The organism is Rhodococcus sp. IEGM 27 (genome assembly GCF_033142305.1).
GTDB classification, from domain to species: domain Bacteria; phylum Actinomycetota; class Actinomycetes; order Mycobacteriales; family Mycobacteriaceae; genus Rhodococcus_F; species Rhodococcus_F oxybenzonivorans.
Genome location: NZ_JAWLSG010000006.1, coordinates 208887 through 222045 on the forward strand (window position 1 = coordinate 208887; position 13159 = coordinate 222045).

The following is a 13159-nucleotide window of genomic DNA, read 5'->3' on the forward strand; positions in this document are numbered from 1 at the left end:
ACATGCGCGGAATCATTCTGGCCGGTGGCACGGGGTCGCGGCTGCATCCCATCACTCTCGGGGTGAGTAAGCAGCTGGTACCTGTCTACGACAAGCCGATGATCTACTACCCGCTCTCCACCCTGATGCTGGCCAACATCCGGGACATCCTGATCATCACCACCCCTCACGACGAAGAGCAGTTCCGCAGGCTTCTGGGCGACGGCTCCCAGTTCGGCGTCAACCTCTCATACCTTGTTCAGAAGGAGCCGAACGGCCTCGCCCAAGCCTTCGTCCTCGGTGCCGATCACATCGGTGACCAACCGGTCTCCCTGATTCTCGGGGACAATATCTTCTATGGACCCGGTCTCGGTTCCCGTTTGAACCGGTTCGAGAACATCGACGGCGGGGCAGTGTTCGCCTATTGGGTCTCCGACCCCAGTTCGTACGGTGTGGTGGAGTTCGACGAGCGCGGCAGTGCAACTTCCATCGAGGAGAAACCGGCCACACCGAAGTCGAACTACTCGATTCCCGGGCTGTACTTCTACGACAACGACGTCGTCGCCATCGCGCGAGGCCTCACCCCGTCGGATCGCGGCGAGTACGAGATCACCGACGTCAACCAGGCGTACCTGCAGGCCGGGCGGCTACAGGTGGAGGTTCTGCCCCGCGGAACCGCCTGGCTCGACACCGGCACCGTCGACTCCCTCCTCGAGGCATCGAACTTCGTCCGCACGCTCGAGCACCGGCAAGGACTGAAAATCGGCGTTCCCGAGGAGGTCGCCTGGCGGCGCGGATTCATCACCGACACCGAATTGGCCGAGCGCGCAGCTACTCTCGGCAAGTCGGGCTACGGCGACTACCTCCTCGAAATCCTCGAACGCGGCAAGGACTGGTGACGTGGAATATCGGGAGCTGACGATCCCCGGGGCGTGGGAGATCACGCCACGACAGTTCGGTGACGACCGCGGCGTGTTCCTGGAGTGGTTCAAGGGCTCCGAGTTCGAGGCGGCTGTCGGGCACCGACTCGACCTCGCGCAGGCCAACTGCTCGGTGTCCGCCGCCGGCGTGCTGCGCGGCATCCACTTCACCGACACACCACCGGGTCAGGCGAAATACGTCACCTGCGTCACAGGTGCGTTCCTCGACGTCATCGTCGACGTGCGCGTGGGCTCCCCCACCTTCGGGCAGTGGGATTCCGTGGTGATCGACGATGTGGACCGTCGCGCCGTGTATCTCCCCGCGGGTCTGGGCCACGCAATTCTGTCGCTCGAGGACGCATCCACGGTGATGTACTTGTGCTCCCTCGAGTACACCCCCGAACTCGACCACGACGTTCATCCCTTCGACCCCGAACTCGCCATCGACTGGCCCGCCCTAGGACGTGACGGCTCGCCGCTGAACTTCCAGCTGTCCGGCAAGGACTCGGCCGCGCCGACGCTGACGCAGGCAGCCGAGGCCGGCGTCCTGCCGGTCTATGTGAGCTCCTGAGGGCGGGTCCGCAGCCGGATCGGCACTGGTTTACCCTCCCGAGATAGGGGCCAGAACGGCAACCGTGCGCAGCGCGGCACCGACCAGGGGTGAGAAGATGCCTGGATGACCAGCGACACGAACGAGACCGCCCCGGTACGCGAACGACTGGAAGTTCAGCGGGCGATCGCGGCGAAGCCGGCGGACATCTTCAGCGTGCTGTGCGACCCGAACGGGCACGTGGCCATCGACAGTTCCGGCATGTTGATGTCCGCCGAGGGCGAACCCGTGACCGCGGCAGGTGACAGCTTCGTCGTCCACATGGACCGTGATGCGCTGAACGACGTGGATCTCGGTCTGTACGACGTGACCGTGACGATCGAGACCTTCGTTCCCGACCGCGAGATTTCGTGGAAGGTCCTCGGCCGGATTCGCCCGCAGATCGGCCACGTATACGGCTACCGTCTCGAGCCGATCGAGGAGGGCACGATGGTCACCTCGTTCTACGACTGGTCGTCCATCGACCCCGTCTGGCGGGACGCCGGAATCTTCCCGGTGATTTCCGAGACTGCTCTGCGCGCCACTTTGGGGATCCTCGCCCGCACCGTCGCACCCGGGTTGCCCCGGCCGCTGTAGCCGGAGTTCCGGTGGGCGGCGAGGTTACTCCTGCGGACGCCGCCGGCTCTCTCGGCGTTGCTCCTCGGCACGTTCACGGCATCGGCGGACGAACTCCGCCTCCTCCGGGTCTTCGGGCAGGCGCTCACCGAGGTACTTCTCGGGCCGCCCCGCCACCAGCCAGAGGACCGAGCCGACGATCGGCAAGAGCAACACCACCACCAGCCAGCCGTCTTTCGACAGATTCCGGACCTCGTTTTCGTCGGTGGTGATCGCATCGGCGAAACAGAGGACCCAGAGGATGAATCCGAACAGCGCGACGTACAGCATCAGCGTTCTCCTCGCCGGCACGCCCGAACACATGGTGCGCCTCCCTCCATCGAACAACCGCCGCGTTGTCGCCGCAAGGGTCGGATCACCCCGTCCACTCGATCCGGTCGGCGAGGGCGAGCAGCGCACGCTTGCGGTTGGGGTTCGATTCCCCGATCCAGGCGATGCGCCCGTAGACGTACTCACGAAAGTGCGGGCGTCCGGCCCGGTTCTGCAGATCCGGGCCGGTGCGCAGGGAGTTGAACAGCAGCGCACGCAGTTGGTCGTACTCCGTGCGGGCGGCCTGCGCGTGTGAGTTGATCACGAGTCCCGCCAGGTGCTGCCGTCGGTGCGCTCGCATGATCCGCGTCTTGCGCGGATGTACCGAGAATCCTTCGTCCGCCGCGATCCGGCCGACGGCGGAGATCAGTCGGTCCGCCGCGAGGTCGGCGCCGGAGAACGCGAGATCGTCGGCGTACCGCGTGTATTCGGCTCGCGAGGACCGCGCCAGTCCGGTCAGCCGTCGGTCGAGCCGGTACGCGACGAGATTCGCGAGGGCCGGCGACGTCGGCGCCCCCTGCGGCAGGTGTGACCCCCGTAATCGGCTCGCCGTGTCGAACGGCAGCCTCGCGAGAACGTCCGGTGGAGTGGAGGTTGTGCAGAGTCCCGTCAGCACACGCGACACCCGTGGCGGATATCCGAGCGAGTCGAAAACCGCCCGCACCCGAGCCTGGGAAATCGACGGAAAGAACGCGCGCAGATCGATCCGCACCACCACATCTCGACCCGCATGCGGGGCCGCGAAGGTGTGAACGCTGCGCCCGGGCACGAAGCCGTGCGCGGCGACATGCGGAGGTACTCGATCGAGCAGGCCCCGCAGGATTCGGCGCTGCACCTCGCGGAGCCGTTCCTTGGGTGCTTCCAGCAATCGGTGGTCCGACCGGATTCGATAGCGGTAGTGCTGCAGGGTAGGCGCCTTGTGCCGCAGCCACTCACCCGGATCGGCGAACCAGTCCAATTCCGCCGGGGTGAGACCGACCGCCTGCGCCACCGCGACCGTGTGGGTCCACTTCGGAACGTCGAACCTCCACTCGTGGTCAGGTTGCTCTACCAGCGGAGCCGGCTCGTCGATGTGCGGCAGTTCCGACAGCAACCGGTACACGCTGTCGACCCCCTCCACCGGAGGAGTGGGCAGCAGGTCGAACAATCGTGTTGCGATCCGGTCGGCGTCCGGGGTGCCGATCTCCTCGAACCGCTGGGCGATCGCGGCTCGCGTCCAGGAACCCGACGTCGCCACCGCTGCGAGGCGACGCGCCACAGCCGGGGACAGGGCGCGACGCCCTGTCATGCGTGCGACGGTGAGAGGCGACCGATACCTGTCGTCTGCGGCGCGCCGAAGCACGCGGAGCGTGCGGTCGTGCGTCGGACGGTGCCTCCGGTGAACAATGCCGAGCCAGGGGTTACCCCTGACGTGGTCGCAGCCGGCGTACCGGCTGCCCCACTCTCACCTCTGCACCGCCGCACCCCGTGAGGATGCCATACCGTTCAGGCGCTTTCCTGACGTTTCCGGCGCGGACGCGATAGTTGCCTACCTCGAGTCCTGAATTACGGGCGTCCTGCCGGTGTGCTGTCGACGCCGACCTGCGCCTCGATCACCAGCGAGACGTGCTCGACTATGCGCCGCTTGGAAATACGCGAACTTCCGGTGAGCCAGTGCTGATACAGGAAGGCGAGAGCACCGAAGATGGCGATCGAGTTGAGGGCGATCGTGGTGGAGTCGTGTTCGGTGCCCCCGGACAACGTTTCCAGTGACGCCGCGATCGGCGCGGTGAACTCCTTCACCAGTTGCTCGCCGCGCTGCGCGAGCTCCGGAACGCTCTGGGACTCGACGAACATGATCCGTCCCCGACGCCGATCGGTGGCCACGTAATCGGTGAACGACCGCACGACGTGCCTGATGAGATCCCGGGGTTCCGACGGGGACGTGTGTAATGCGGCGATCAAGGTGTCCCGGGCACCGAGGACTACCCGATCCAGGACTGCGACCAGCAGTTCGTCTCTGTTCTTGAAGCTCTCGTAGAAGTACCTCTCGGTGAGACCTGCGCGGCGGCAGGTGGCGCGCATCGTCGTCGCGGCAGCACCCTCCGTGCCCATGATGTCCAGACCTGCCTCGATCAGCTGCTCGTGACGTGCGGCCCGGCGATCCTCGGGCTCACGGCCCCGCCATTTCCGGGGCGCGCCGCGAGCGGTCTCGGTCTCGGTCATGCCTCCATCGTCTCATTACTGCGCACCCGGGACCTTCCGGCGGGATCGCTCGAACAGAATGTTGACATCAGCTGCTGTTGACATTGGTTGATGTCACTTCTACTGTCAAGTCACACGGCGGCATCGACGAGGAGGACGCCCCACATGGTCAGCTCTGCACAATCGATTTCCAGCCCGGTCGACGACGACGCTCGCGCGAAGGTGCACGTACTCGTCATCGGCGCAGGCTTCGGTGGCCTGGGAACGGCGATGAAGCTGAAACAAGCCGGTATCGACGATTTCGTCGTGCTCGAGCGAGCGAGCGAGATCGGTGGAACTTGGCAGGTCAACACCTACCCGGGCGCACAGTGCGACATCCCGTCGATCCTGTACTCGTTCTCGTTCGCGCCGAATCCGAACTGGACGAGGCTCTACCCGTTGCAGCCCGAGATCCACGACTACCTGCGTGCCTGCGCCGAGGACTTCGGAATAGTGCCGCACCTGCGCCTGAACCACGAGGTACGTGAGGCGACCTGGGACGATGCTGCACAGGTCTGGCACGTGACGACGAATCAAGGCCGCTGGGAGGCCCGCATTCTGGTGGGGGCCATGGGACCCTTCAGTGAACCGGCGGTCCCGGACCTGCCTGGACTCGACAGCTTCGACGGCGCCGTGTTCCACTCGGCAGCCTGGGATCACGAGCACGATCTGGCCGGCGAGAGAGTTGCCGTCGTCGGAACGGGCGCGTCGGCAGTGCAGATCGTCCCCCGTATTCAGCCGATCGCCCGGTCGATGACGGTGTTCCAGCGGACTCCGACCTGGATACTCCCGCATCCCGACCAGCCGATGACCGGTTGGCCGCGAAGACTTTTCGAACGTATACCGCTCTCCCAGCGACTGGCACGAACTGGACTCGATCTGGTGCAGGAGGCGATGGTTCCGGGGTTCGTGTACCGGCCCGCACTGCTGAAAGGTCTGGCTGCGCTCGGTCGCGCGCACTTGAATCGTCAGGTCCAAGACCCGGAACTGCGACGCGCACTCACTCCTACGTATGCCTTCGGGTGCAAACGCCCGACGTTCTCCAACGCCTACTACCCGGCACTGGCACAACCGAACGTCGACGTGGTCACCGCGGGAATACGGGAAGTGCGACCGGGCGGAATCGTGACCGCCGACGGCACGCTGCACGAACTCGACACGATCGTGATGGGCACCGGCTTCAGGCTGACCGACAATCCTGCCTTCGACGTGGTCCGCGGGCGGGACGGCCGCACGTTGGCCGAGGCCTGGAACGGCAATGCCCGCGCATATCTCGGCACGACGATCAGCGGCTTCCCCAACTTCTTCATGCTCCTCGGCCCCAATTCCGTCACATACACCTCGCAGGTAGTGACGATCGAGGCCCAGGTGGAGTACATCCTGAGCGCTCTCCGGCAGATGGACTCGCAGGGCGTGACGAGCATCGACATCCGCCCCGAGGTGCAGCAGGCGTTCGTCGACGACGTGGACAGGCGTTTGCAGAAGTCGGTGTGGAACGTCGGCGGCTGTACCAGCTACTACCTGAGCGGTGCGGGCCGCAACTTCACCTTCTATCCGGGCTTCAACCACAGCTTCCGGGCGCGCACCCGGCGGGCCGACCTCGCCCAGTACGTCACCCGAAGAGCAGGAACCCCAGCACACACGACCGTGAGGACAGCAGGATGATGACTTTTCCCCGAATCGGGCGGAAACCGGTGGTCGACCCCGCGGGCGCGCGCCGCTACACGGACGAGTCTCACGCGATCACCGCCCGGGACGTCGAGTTCACCTGGGAGGGAGTGCCTCTGCACTACGTTCCCGGCGAGCCGATGGCCACGCACGTCATCAACTTCATGCACCTGGTCCTTCCCGAAGGTGAGCGGGCGATGTCCGCGACCCTTGCCGAGGCACTGCCGCTGATCAAGGACGAACGACTCCACGAGGAAGTGGTGGGTTTCATCGGCCAGGAGGCTACCCACGCCACCTCGCACAAGGGCGCGCGCGAGCATCTCGCGGAACTCGGCATGGACATCGGACCGATGGCGCGCAAAATGGACTGGCTCGTCGATCGAATCCTGGGTGACCGCGGTTTGTCCGGCCGGGCGAAGCGGGCATGGTTGTGCGAGCGACTGGGCCTGTTCGCCGCGATGGAGCACTACACCGCCGTCGTCGGTGAGTGGTTGCTGACCGACCCCGCGCTCGAGAGGGCCGGGATGCACCCGGTGATGCTGGACATGGTCCGGTGGCACGGAGCAGAAGAGGTCGAGCATCGCAATGTCGCCTTCGACGCCTTCATGTACGTGGACGGCAGTTACGCCCGGCGGGTGCGCACCGCCCTGATTGCCAGTTTCACCCTGATCCTGCTCTTCCTGACCTCGATGAACTATCTGTTCCGCGCCGACCCGTCGACGGACAAGGGCCGTTTCTGGCCGTTACAGCTGATCAGCGCGATCAGACGCGGATTGGTACCCAACCTCACCTTCCTGGTGACGGAGATACCGCCGTACCTGCGCCCCAGCTTCCACCCGTCGCAGATCGGCGACATGGACGTCGCGATGCGCTACCTCGCGCAGTCCCCTGCCGCCAACCGCTCCTAGCGAGAAAGACCACTCATCATGATGACCACCTCGGAACGGGTATCGGGGCCGGACTCCCCCGCACGCGAGTTCGAGCCCACCCGCGCACTTCGGTTGGCGGCTCGGGCAACCGTCGCCTACCGGACCGTGTTCGCGGCCAGTCGCGCCGCCTCGTGGCTGTCGCGTCCGAAGCCGGTGCGCAACACAGGGTTCGACATGAGTCTCGTGATCGATCAGGTGAGAGCCGAAGCGGAGGGTGTCATCGGCGTGACCTTGGTGTCGCCGGAAGGACATGCGTTGCCGTCCTGGATTCCGGGCGCGCACCTCGACCTCTTCCTACCGTCTGGCCGGCAGCGTCAGTACTCCTTGTGCGGTGACCCCGACGATCTGTCGTCGTACCGCATCGCCGTCCGCCGCATCGACGGCGGACTGGGCGGTTCGGCGGAGGTCCACGATTCGCTCGAGGCCGGGGATGTCGTCACCGTACGCGGCCCGCGCAACGCCTTTCCGCTGGTCGCTGCGGACTCGTACCTGTTCGTCGCGGGCGGAATCGGCATCACGCCCATCCTGCCGATGGTGAAGAAGTGCCACGCGCGCGGACGCCCGTGGCGGCTTGTCTATCTGGGCCGCTCGCGCGACACCATGCCCTTTCTCGACGAACTCGCGCGGTATGCCGGTTGTGTGGAGGTCCGGCCTGACGACGAGGCCGGTCCACCCGATATCAGCGAGATTCTCACCACCGCAGCCCCTGGCGCAGCCGTCTACCTGTGTGGACCACCGCCGCTGACGAGCACCGCACGCCGCGTGATGCGGCAACTCAATCCCACCGGTTCCCTTCACACCGAACGGTTTTCGGCCCTGCCAGTGGTCGGTGGGCAGAAGTTCGACGTGCACCTCGCCCAGCGGGGAACGACTGTGTCCGTGGGCGCCGACGAAACCGCGCTGGCCGCGATCCGCCGGGAAGTACCGGGTGTCGCCTACTCGTGTCAGCAGGGCTTCTGCGGTACCTGTCGAGTGCGGGTTCTGGCCGGAGATGTCGAGCACCGCGACCGCACGCTGACGGACGCCGAGCGACAGGACTCGATGCTGATCTGCCTGTCACGCTCGGCCGGTGGACCTCTGGTGATCGACCTGTGACGCGCTGGTACCCACTCGCCGCCGCCGACGACGAGTTCCTGCAGACCGCCAGATTCCGCATCGTGCACGTCGTCTACCTGTCGACGGACCCTGCGCACGTGTGGAGTGTCCTCACTGCCCACGACGCACTGGTGTCCTGGTCGCCGCTGATCACGGCGAGCGACTGGACCTCGCATCGGCCCTTCGGTATCGGCACCACCAGAACCGTGACGCTCGGACACGGGGCCGCCGCCTTGAAAGAACGCTTCTACCGCTGGGAGGAGGGCAAACGCATCACGTTCACCGCCGAAAGCGCGTCCAGGCCCGGATTCCGGCGGTTCGCCGAAGACATCAGCCTCGACGCGCACCCCGACGGCACCCGGCTCACTTGGACGTTCGCGATGGACGCCGCACCCGGGCTCACGCCCTTCCTCGCGCTGTCCCTGCCACTGCTGCGCCGAGTGACGCGCGGATGGGCGCGCGGCCTCGCCCACAAGGCACTCGACCACCCGAAGGGCGCGACCCGATGACCACTACCACGCCCGCACCTGCCACATTCGAGGTGACCAGTCCCGCCACGGGACAGGTGGTAGGCGTTCACCCCCTCGGCTCGACCCGCGACGTCGAGGACGCCGTAGCCCGTGCGCGTGGCGCCGCCGACTGGTGGGCATCACTGGGATTCGCTGAACGGGCCCGCAGGCTCGATGCCTGGCGTGGCATCATCGCCCGGCGGGCAACAGAACTCGCAGACCTCGTCCACCGGGAGATGGGGAAGCCACCCGCAGACGCGATGCTCGAGATCGCGATGGCGCTGGAACACCTCGCGTGGGCGGCGAAGAATTCCGGCAAGGTACTGGGGCGTCGCTCGGTACGCACCAGCGCGCTCACCGTCAACCAATCGGCCAGCGTCGAATACCTTCCCCTCGGGGTGGTCGGTGTGATCGGGCCGTGGAACTACCCCGTCTTCACTCCACTGGGATCGTTGTCGTTCGCCCTCGCAGCCGGAAACACGGTGGTCTACAAGCCCAGCGAGTACACCCCGGGCGTAGGCGTGTGGCTGATCGAGGCTTTCACCGAAGCGGTACCGGAACATCCAGTGCTGCAGGTCGTTACCGGAGACGGCTCGACCGGCGCCGCGCTGTGCCGGTCCGGGGTGAACAAGATCGGATTCACCGGATCCACTGCGACCGGCAAGAAAGTGATGGCCGCGTGCGCCGAATCCCTCACCCCCGTCCTGATGGAATGCGGCGGCAAGGACGCCCTGATCGTCAACGCCGACGCAGACCTCGATTCCGCCGCTGACGCCGCTGTGTGGGGCGGGCTGTCCAATGCCGGGCAAACCTGCCTCGGGGTCGAGCGGGTATACGTGCACGACAGGGTATTCGACGAGTTCATCGATCGGGTCGTCACCCTCGCCTCCCCCATTCGTGCCGGTTCCGACACGGATGCGCACATCGGCCCGATTACGATCCCCTCGCAGGTCGACGTGATCCGCCGCCACATCGACGATGCGCTCGACAAGGGCGGGCGGGCGGTTCTCGGCGGACCCGACGCCGTCGAGGGGCGGTTCGTGCAACCCACCGTTCTCGTGGACGTGCCGGAAAACAGCATCGCGGTCACCGAGGAAACCTTCGGCCCCACCTTGATCGTGTCGAGGGTTCGAAACATGGACGAGGCTGTGGAACGGGCCAACGCAAGCCGATACGGCTTGGGTGTCAGCGTTTTCTCCCGGAAGCACGGCGAAGACATCGCACGGCGAATTCGCACCGGCGCCGTCTCCGTCAATTCCTACGTTCTCTACGCGGCCGTTCCCAGTCTGCCCCTGGGCGGTGTCGATGATTCCGGATTCGGTCGGGTCCACGGCGCGGACGGCCTGAGGGAATTCACTTTCCCACGGGCGATGACCAGACAGCGATTCCCGTCCGTACTGCCGCTCACGACATTTCGGCGGACACGCCTGGTGGACTCTCTCGTCCGCGTTCTCATCACCGTGCTTCACGGAAGGAACTGACGATGGCGATCTTCGAGAAACGAAGGGCATACGCTCGCACGTTGCGCGACCTGGGCCTGCCGTTACCCGGAAAAGGGGCTGAGTACGACGTCGCCGGCAAGGTCGTCCTGATCACCGGCGGGGGCGACGGCATCGGACTGGCCTCGGCGCGCGCGCTGCACGCCCGCGGCGCAACCGTCGCAGTGATCGATAACAATCCAGCGGCCCTCACCGCCGCCGACTGCGCACTGGGACAGGAACGGGTCCTGACTCTCATGGCCGACGTCCGCGACCGGGCAGGCATGAACGCAGCCGTGCAGGACGTGATCGAACAGACCGGGCGGCTCGACGTCGTCGTCGCGAACGCCGGTGTGACACCGCCACCGGGCACACTCCGCCGAATCGACCCCGCCGCTTTCGACCGGGTCATCGACATCAACCTCACCGGAGTGTTCAACACCATTCGTCCGGCCGTCGACGAAGTGATCGAACGACGTGGTCACATCGTCGTGGTGTCGTCCGCGGCCGCGTTCGCGCCCGGCCTCGGCGGTGCGTCGTACATGATCAGCAAGGCTGCCGTCGAGCAACTCGGCCGGGCTCTGCGCCTCGAACTCGCAGGTTACGGCGCCTCCGCCGGTGTCGCCTACTTCGGCATGGTCGACACCCAACTGGCACGCGCAACCCTGGACGACGACGAGCTCGGCCGAAAACTCGACGCCCGCCTGCCGCGGCCGTTGCGCCGCCGCATCAGCGCCGAGGACGCCGCGACCGTCATCGCCGACGCCATCGCCCGACGTGCCGGACGCACCCTGGCACCTACGGCCTGGCAACCGTGGGCGCTCGGACGCGGACTCGTGAATGTCCTCGCCGACGGTTACCTCGTCGCCGACCGCGACTGCCACGAACTCATCCGTGAACTCGACGCCCGACCCGCCACCTCCACCATTCCCGGATCACCCACCGCCAGCAGGAAGATGCCATGACCCCGACTCGAGCTCCGATCACCCTGTGCGAGGCCTTCCAACGCGTCGCAGCAATCGACCCCGACTCGGTCGCACTCCGGACCGTGGGCGGCAACGAAGTACTCACCTGGCGGGACTATGCCCAGCAAGTACGGGACGTCGCGGCCGGGTTCGCCGGGCTCGGCGTCGGGCGCGGGGACACCGTGGCACTCATGATGGGAAACCGCCTCGACTTCTACCCGGTGGACGTGGGTGCCCAACACGTCGGTGCCACCTCGTTCTCGATCTACAACACCTCACCGCCGGACGCCATCGCCCATGTCCTCCGCAATGCGGGAGCGAAGGTGGTCGTGTGCGAAGCGCAGTACGTCGAACGGATCAGAGAATCCGGCGTGCAGCCCTCGCGGATCGTCGTCGTCGATGTCGACTCGGGGAGCGCACCCGCCGGAACCCTCTCGCTGGACGAGATGAAAACTCTTCATCCCGCAGACTTCGACTTCGACTCCGCCTGGCGAGCCGTGCAACCGGACGACGTTGCCACGCTCATCTACACCTCGGGGACGACCGGAAATCCCAAGGGCGTCGAATCGACCCACGCCGCATTACTGTTCGAGGCCAGCGCAGTGCGCGAGATCCTGCCGATCGAATTCGGCGACCGGATCACCTCGTTCATGCCATCCGCGCACATCGCCGACCGGATGACCTGTCTCTACTTCCAGATGGTCTTCGGCACCGAAATCACCGTTGTCGAGGACATCTCACAGATCGCCGCCGCCCTCCCCGATTGCCGGCCGACCATCTGGGGTGCAGTCCCACGCGTCTGGGAAAAGCTCCAGGTCGCAGTGGAGCGGGCGGTAGCCGGCGAGCCGGACGAAACCCGGCGCCAGGGATTGCAATGGGGCCTCGAGGTGGGTGCCCGCCGGTTTGCGATGCTGCGGGCCGGCCAACCCGTACCCGAGGAACTCGAGGCCGAATTCGTTTCTGCAGAATCGCGAGTGCTGGCGCCTCTGCGGGCGAAACTCGGATTCGACGCCCTCCGGTGGGCCGTATCGGGCGCGGCCCCCATCCCCGCTGACACCCTGGCATTCTTCGGCTCGCTCGGTCTGAACATCTCGGAAATCTGGGGCATGTCGGAACTGACGTGCATCGCGAGCGCCGCCGCGGCGGACCCCACCAGACTGGGGACGGTCGGCAGAATCATCCCCGGCATGGAGATGCGGATCGCCGACGACGGCGAACTCCTCGTCCGAGGCCCGCTGGTCATGAAGGGCTACCGGGGTGAGCCGGGGAAAACAGCGGAGGCAGTCGACGCGGACGGCTGGCTGTCCACGGGAGATGTGGTGACCGTCGACGACGACGGGTATCTCACGATCATCGACCGGAAGAAGGAGTTGATCATCAACTCTTCGGGCAAGAACATGTCACCGGCCGGGATCGAGAATGCAATCAAGGCCCAATCCTCGCTCATCGGAAACGTGTCCACCATCGGTGACGCGCGGCCGTACAATACCGCACTGATCACGTTGGATCCCGACGGCGCAGCCGGATACGCGGCACAGCTTCACGTGGAGGCGGATGCCGCGACTCTGGCAGCACACCCCGCCGTCATTGCCGTGGTTGCCGACGCGGTCGCGGCAGGAAACAGCCGCCTCTCACGGGTAGAGCAGATCAAGAAGTTCATTGTCCTGCCCTCGTTCTGGGAGCCCGGCAGTGACGAATTGACCCTTACCATGAAGCTGCGACGCACGCCCATCGCCGCAAAATACGCGCCCGAGATCGAAAAACTCTATGCCCAGCCCGTGCCTGAGGGCGTCCAGACAGCCGCGCTGCACCGGGCCGACGCCGAGCCCGCAGTCGCAGGCTGAGGGCACAACTCTCCA

General features: G+C 65.9%; 13 protein-coding genes. 10 read left to right on the plus strand and 3 right to left on the minus strand.

Annotated elements, in window-relative coordinates; all coding sequences use genetic code 11:
• The first annotated feature begins 2 nt into the window (after window positions 1-2).
• The 3 genes from rfbA (at window position 3) to R4P95_RS21835 (ending at window position 2085) form a co-directional block, all read left to right on the plus strand.
• The gene (gene rfbA, locus R4P95_RS21825) at window positions 3-878 is read left to right on the plus strand and encodes a glucose-1-phosphate thymidylyltransferase RfbA (protein WP_159918836.1); all 876 of its coding nucleotides are present in this window, start codon (window positions 3-5) and stop codon (window positions 876-878) included.
• 1 nt (window position 879) lies between these two features.
• The gene (locus R4P95_RS21830) at window positions 880-1470 is read left to right on the plus strand and encodes a dTDP-4-dehydrorhamnose 3,5-epimerase family protein (protein ID WP_213574663.1); all 591 of its coding nucleotides are present in this window, start codon (window positions 880-882) and stop codon (window positions 1468-1470) included.
• A 105-nt stretch (window positions 1471-1575) separates the two neighbouring features.
• Window positions 1576-2085, plus strand: a complete 510-nt coding sequence (locus R4P95_RS21835; protein WP_159918833.1) for a polyketide cyclase — start codon at window positions 1576-1578, stop codon at window positions 2083-2085.
• A gap of 24 nt (window positions 2086-2109) precedes the next feature.
• Here the strand turns inward: R4P95_RS21835 and R4P95_RS21840 are convergent, their stop codons facing one another.
• From R4P95_RS21840 to R4P95_RS21850, 3 genes are all read right to left on the minus strand, one after another.
• Complete coding sequence (locus R4P95_RS21840; protein WP_317745255.1) at window positions 2110-2394, minus strand: PLDc N-terminal domain-containing protein; 285 nt, start codon at window positions 2392-2394, stop codon at window positions 2110-2112.
• Between the two features lie 85 nt (window positions 2395-2479).
• A complete protein-coding gene (locus R4P95_RS21845) occupies window positions 2480-3721 on the minus strand; it encodes a reverse transcriptase family protein (RefSeq protein ID WP_317745256.1) in 1242 nt (413 codons plus the stop codon).
• A 257-nt stretch (window positions 3722-3978) separates the two neighbouring features.
• On the minus strand, window positions 3979-4638 hold the full coding sequence (locus tag R4P95_RS21850; RefSeq protein WP_213574669.1) for a TetR/AcrR family transcriptional regulator: 660 nt from the start codon (window positions 4636-4638) through the stop codon (window positions 3979-3981).
• A gap of 144 nt (window positions 4639-4782) precedes the next feature.
• Between R4P95_RS21850 and R4P95_RS21855 the strand changes: the two genes are divergently transcribed.
• The 7 genes from R4P95_RS21855 to fadD11 are packed head-to-tail and all read left to right on the plus strand — an operon-like array spanning window position 4783 to window position 13144.
• The gene (locus R4P95_RS21855) at window positions 4783-6321 is read left to right on the plus strand and encodes an NAD(P)/FAD-dependent oxidoreductase (protein WP_317745257.1); all 1539 of its coding nucleotides are present in this window, start codon (window positions 4783-4785) and stop codon (window positions 6319-6321) included.
• Window positions 6318-7232, plus strand: a complete 915-nt coding sequence (locus R4P95_RS21860) for a metal-dependent hydrolase (protein WP_213574673.1) — start codon at window positions 6318-6320, stop codon at window positions 7230-7232. The genes R4P95_RS21855 and R4P95_RS21860 overlap by 4 nt, the downstream gene beginning before the upstream one ends.
• 21 nt (window positions 7233-7253) lie before the next feature.
• Window positions 7254-8348, plus strand: coding sequence for a PDR/VanB family oxidoreductase (locus tag R4P95_RS21865; protein ID WP_317745717.1), 1095 nt, complete (start codon window positions 7254-7256; stop codon window positions 8346-8348).
• Window positions 8345-8857 carry an SRPBCC family protein gene (locus tag R4P95_RS21870; RefSeq protein ID WP_213574675.1) on the plus strand — a complete coding sequence of 171 codons (513 nt, stop codon included), beginning with the start codon at window positions 8345-8347 and terminating at the stop codon, window positions 8855-8857. Before R4P95_RS21865 ends, R4P95_RS21870 begins: the two co-directional genes overlap by 4 nt.
• Window positions 8854-10338 (plus strand): aldehyde dehydrogenase family protein, encoded by a 1485-nt coding sequence (locus R4P95_RS21875; protein WP_317745258.1) that lies wholly within the window; start codon window positions 8854-8856, stop codon window positions 10336-10338. Before R4P95_RS21870 ends, R4P95_RS21875 begins: the two co-directional genes overlap by 4 nt.
• 2 nt (window positions 10339-10340) lie before the next feature.
• Entirely contained in the window at window positions 10341-11300 is a 960-nt protein-coding gene (locus R4P95_RS21880) for an SDR family oxidoreductase (protein ID WP_317745259.1), read from the plus strand.
• Window positions 11297-13144, plus strand: a complete 1848-nt coding sequence (gene fadD11 / locus R4P95_RS21885) for a fatty acid--CoA ligase FadD11 (RefSeq protein ID WP_317745260.1) — start codon at window positions 11297-11299, stop codon at window positions 13142-13144. Before R4P95_RS21880 ends, fadD11 begins: the two co-directional genes overlap by 4 nt.
• Window positions 13145-13159: the final 15 nt, after the last annotated feature.

Bases quoted from the DNA above. Each gene is read 5' to 3' on its own strand.
- R4P95_RS21835 (WP_159918833.1), top strand. From the start codon at position 1,576: ATGACCAGCGACACGAACGAGACCGCCCCGGTACGCGAACGACTGGAA.
- R4P95_RS21840 (WP_317745255.1), bottom strand. From the start codon at position 2,394: ATGCTGTACGTCGCGCTGTTCGGATTCATCCTCTGGGTCCTCTGTTTC.
- R4P95_RS21875 (WP_317745258.1), top strand. From the start codon at position 8,854: ATGACCACTACCACGCCCGCACCTGCCACATTCGAGGTGACCAGTCCC.
- R4P95_RS21855 (WP_317745257.1), top strand. From the start codon at position 4,783: ATGGTCAGCTCTGCACAATCGATTTCCAGCCCGGTCGACGACGACGCT.
- R4P95_RS21865 (WP_317745717.1), top strand. From the start codon at position 7,254: ATGACCACCTCGGAACGGGTATCGGGGCCGGACTCCCCCGCACGCGAG.
- R4P95_RS21850 (WP_213574669.1), bottom strand. From the start codon at position 4,638: ATGACCGAGACCGAGACCGCTCGCGGCGCGCCCCGGAAATGGCGGGGC.
- R4P95_RS21880 (WP_317745259.1), top strand. From the start codon at position 10,341: ATGGCGATCTTCGAGAAACGAAGGGCATACGCTCGCACGTTGCGCGAC.
- fadD11 (WP_317745260.1), top strand. From the start codon at position 11,297: ATGACCCCGACTCGAGCTCCGATCACCCTGTGCGAGGCCTTCCAACGC.
- rfbA (WP_159918836.1), top strand. From the start codon at position 3: ATGCGCGGAATCATTCTGGCCGGTGGCACGGGGTCGCGGCTGCATCCC.
- R4P95_RS21845 (WP_317745256.1), bottom strand. From the start codon at position 3,721: ATGACAGGGCGTCGCGCCCTGTCCCCGGCTGTGGCGCGTCGCCTCGCA.
- R4P95_RS21860 (WP_213574673.1), top strand. From the start codon at position 6,318: ATGATGACTTTTCCCCGAATCGGGCGGAAACCGGTGGTCGACCCCGCG.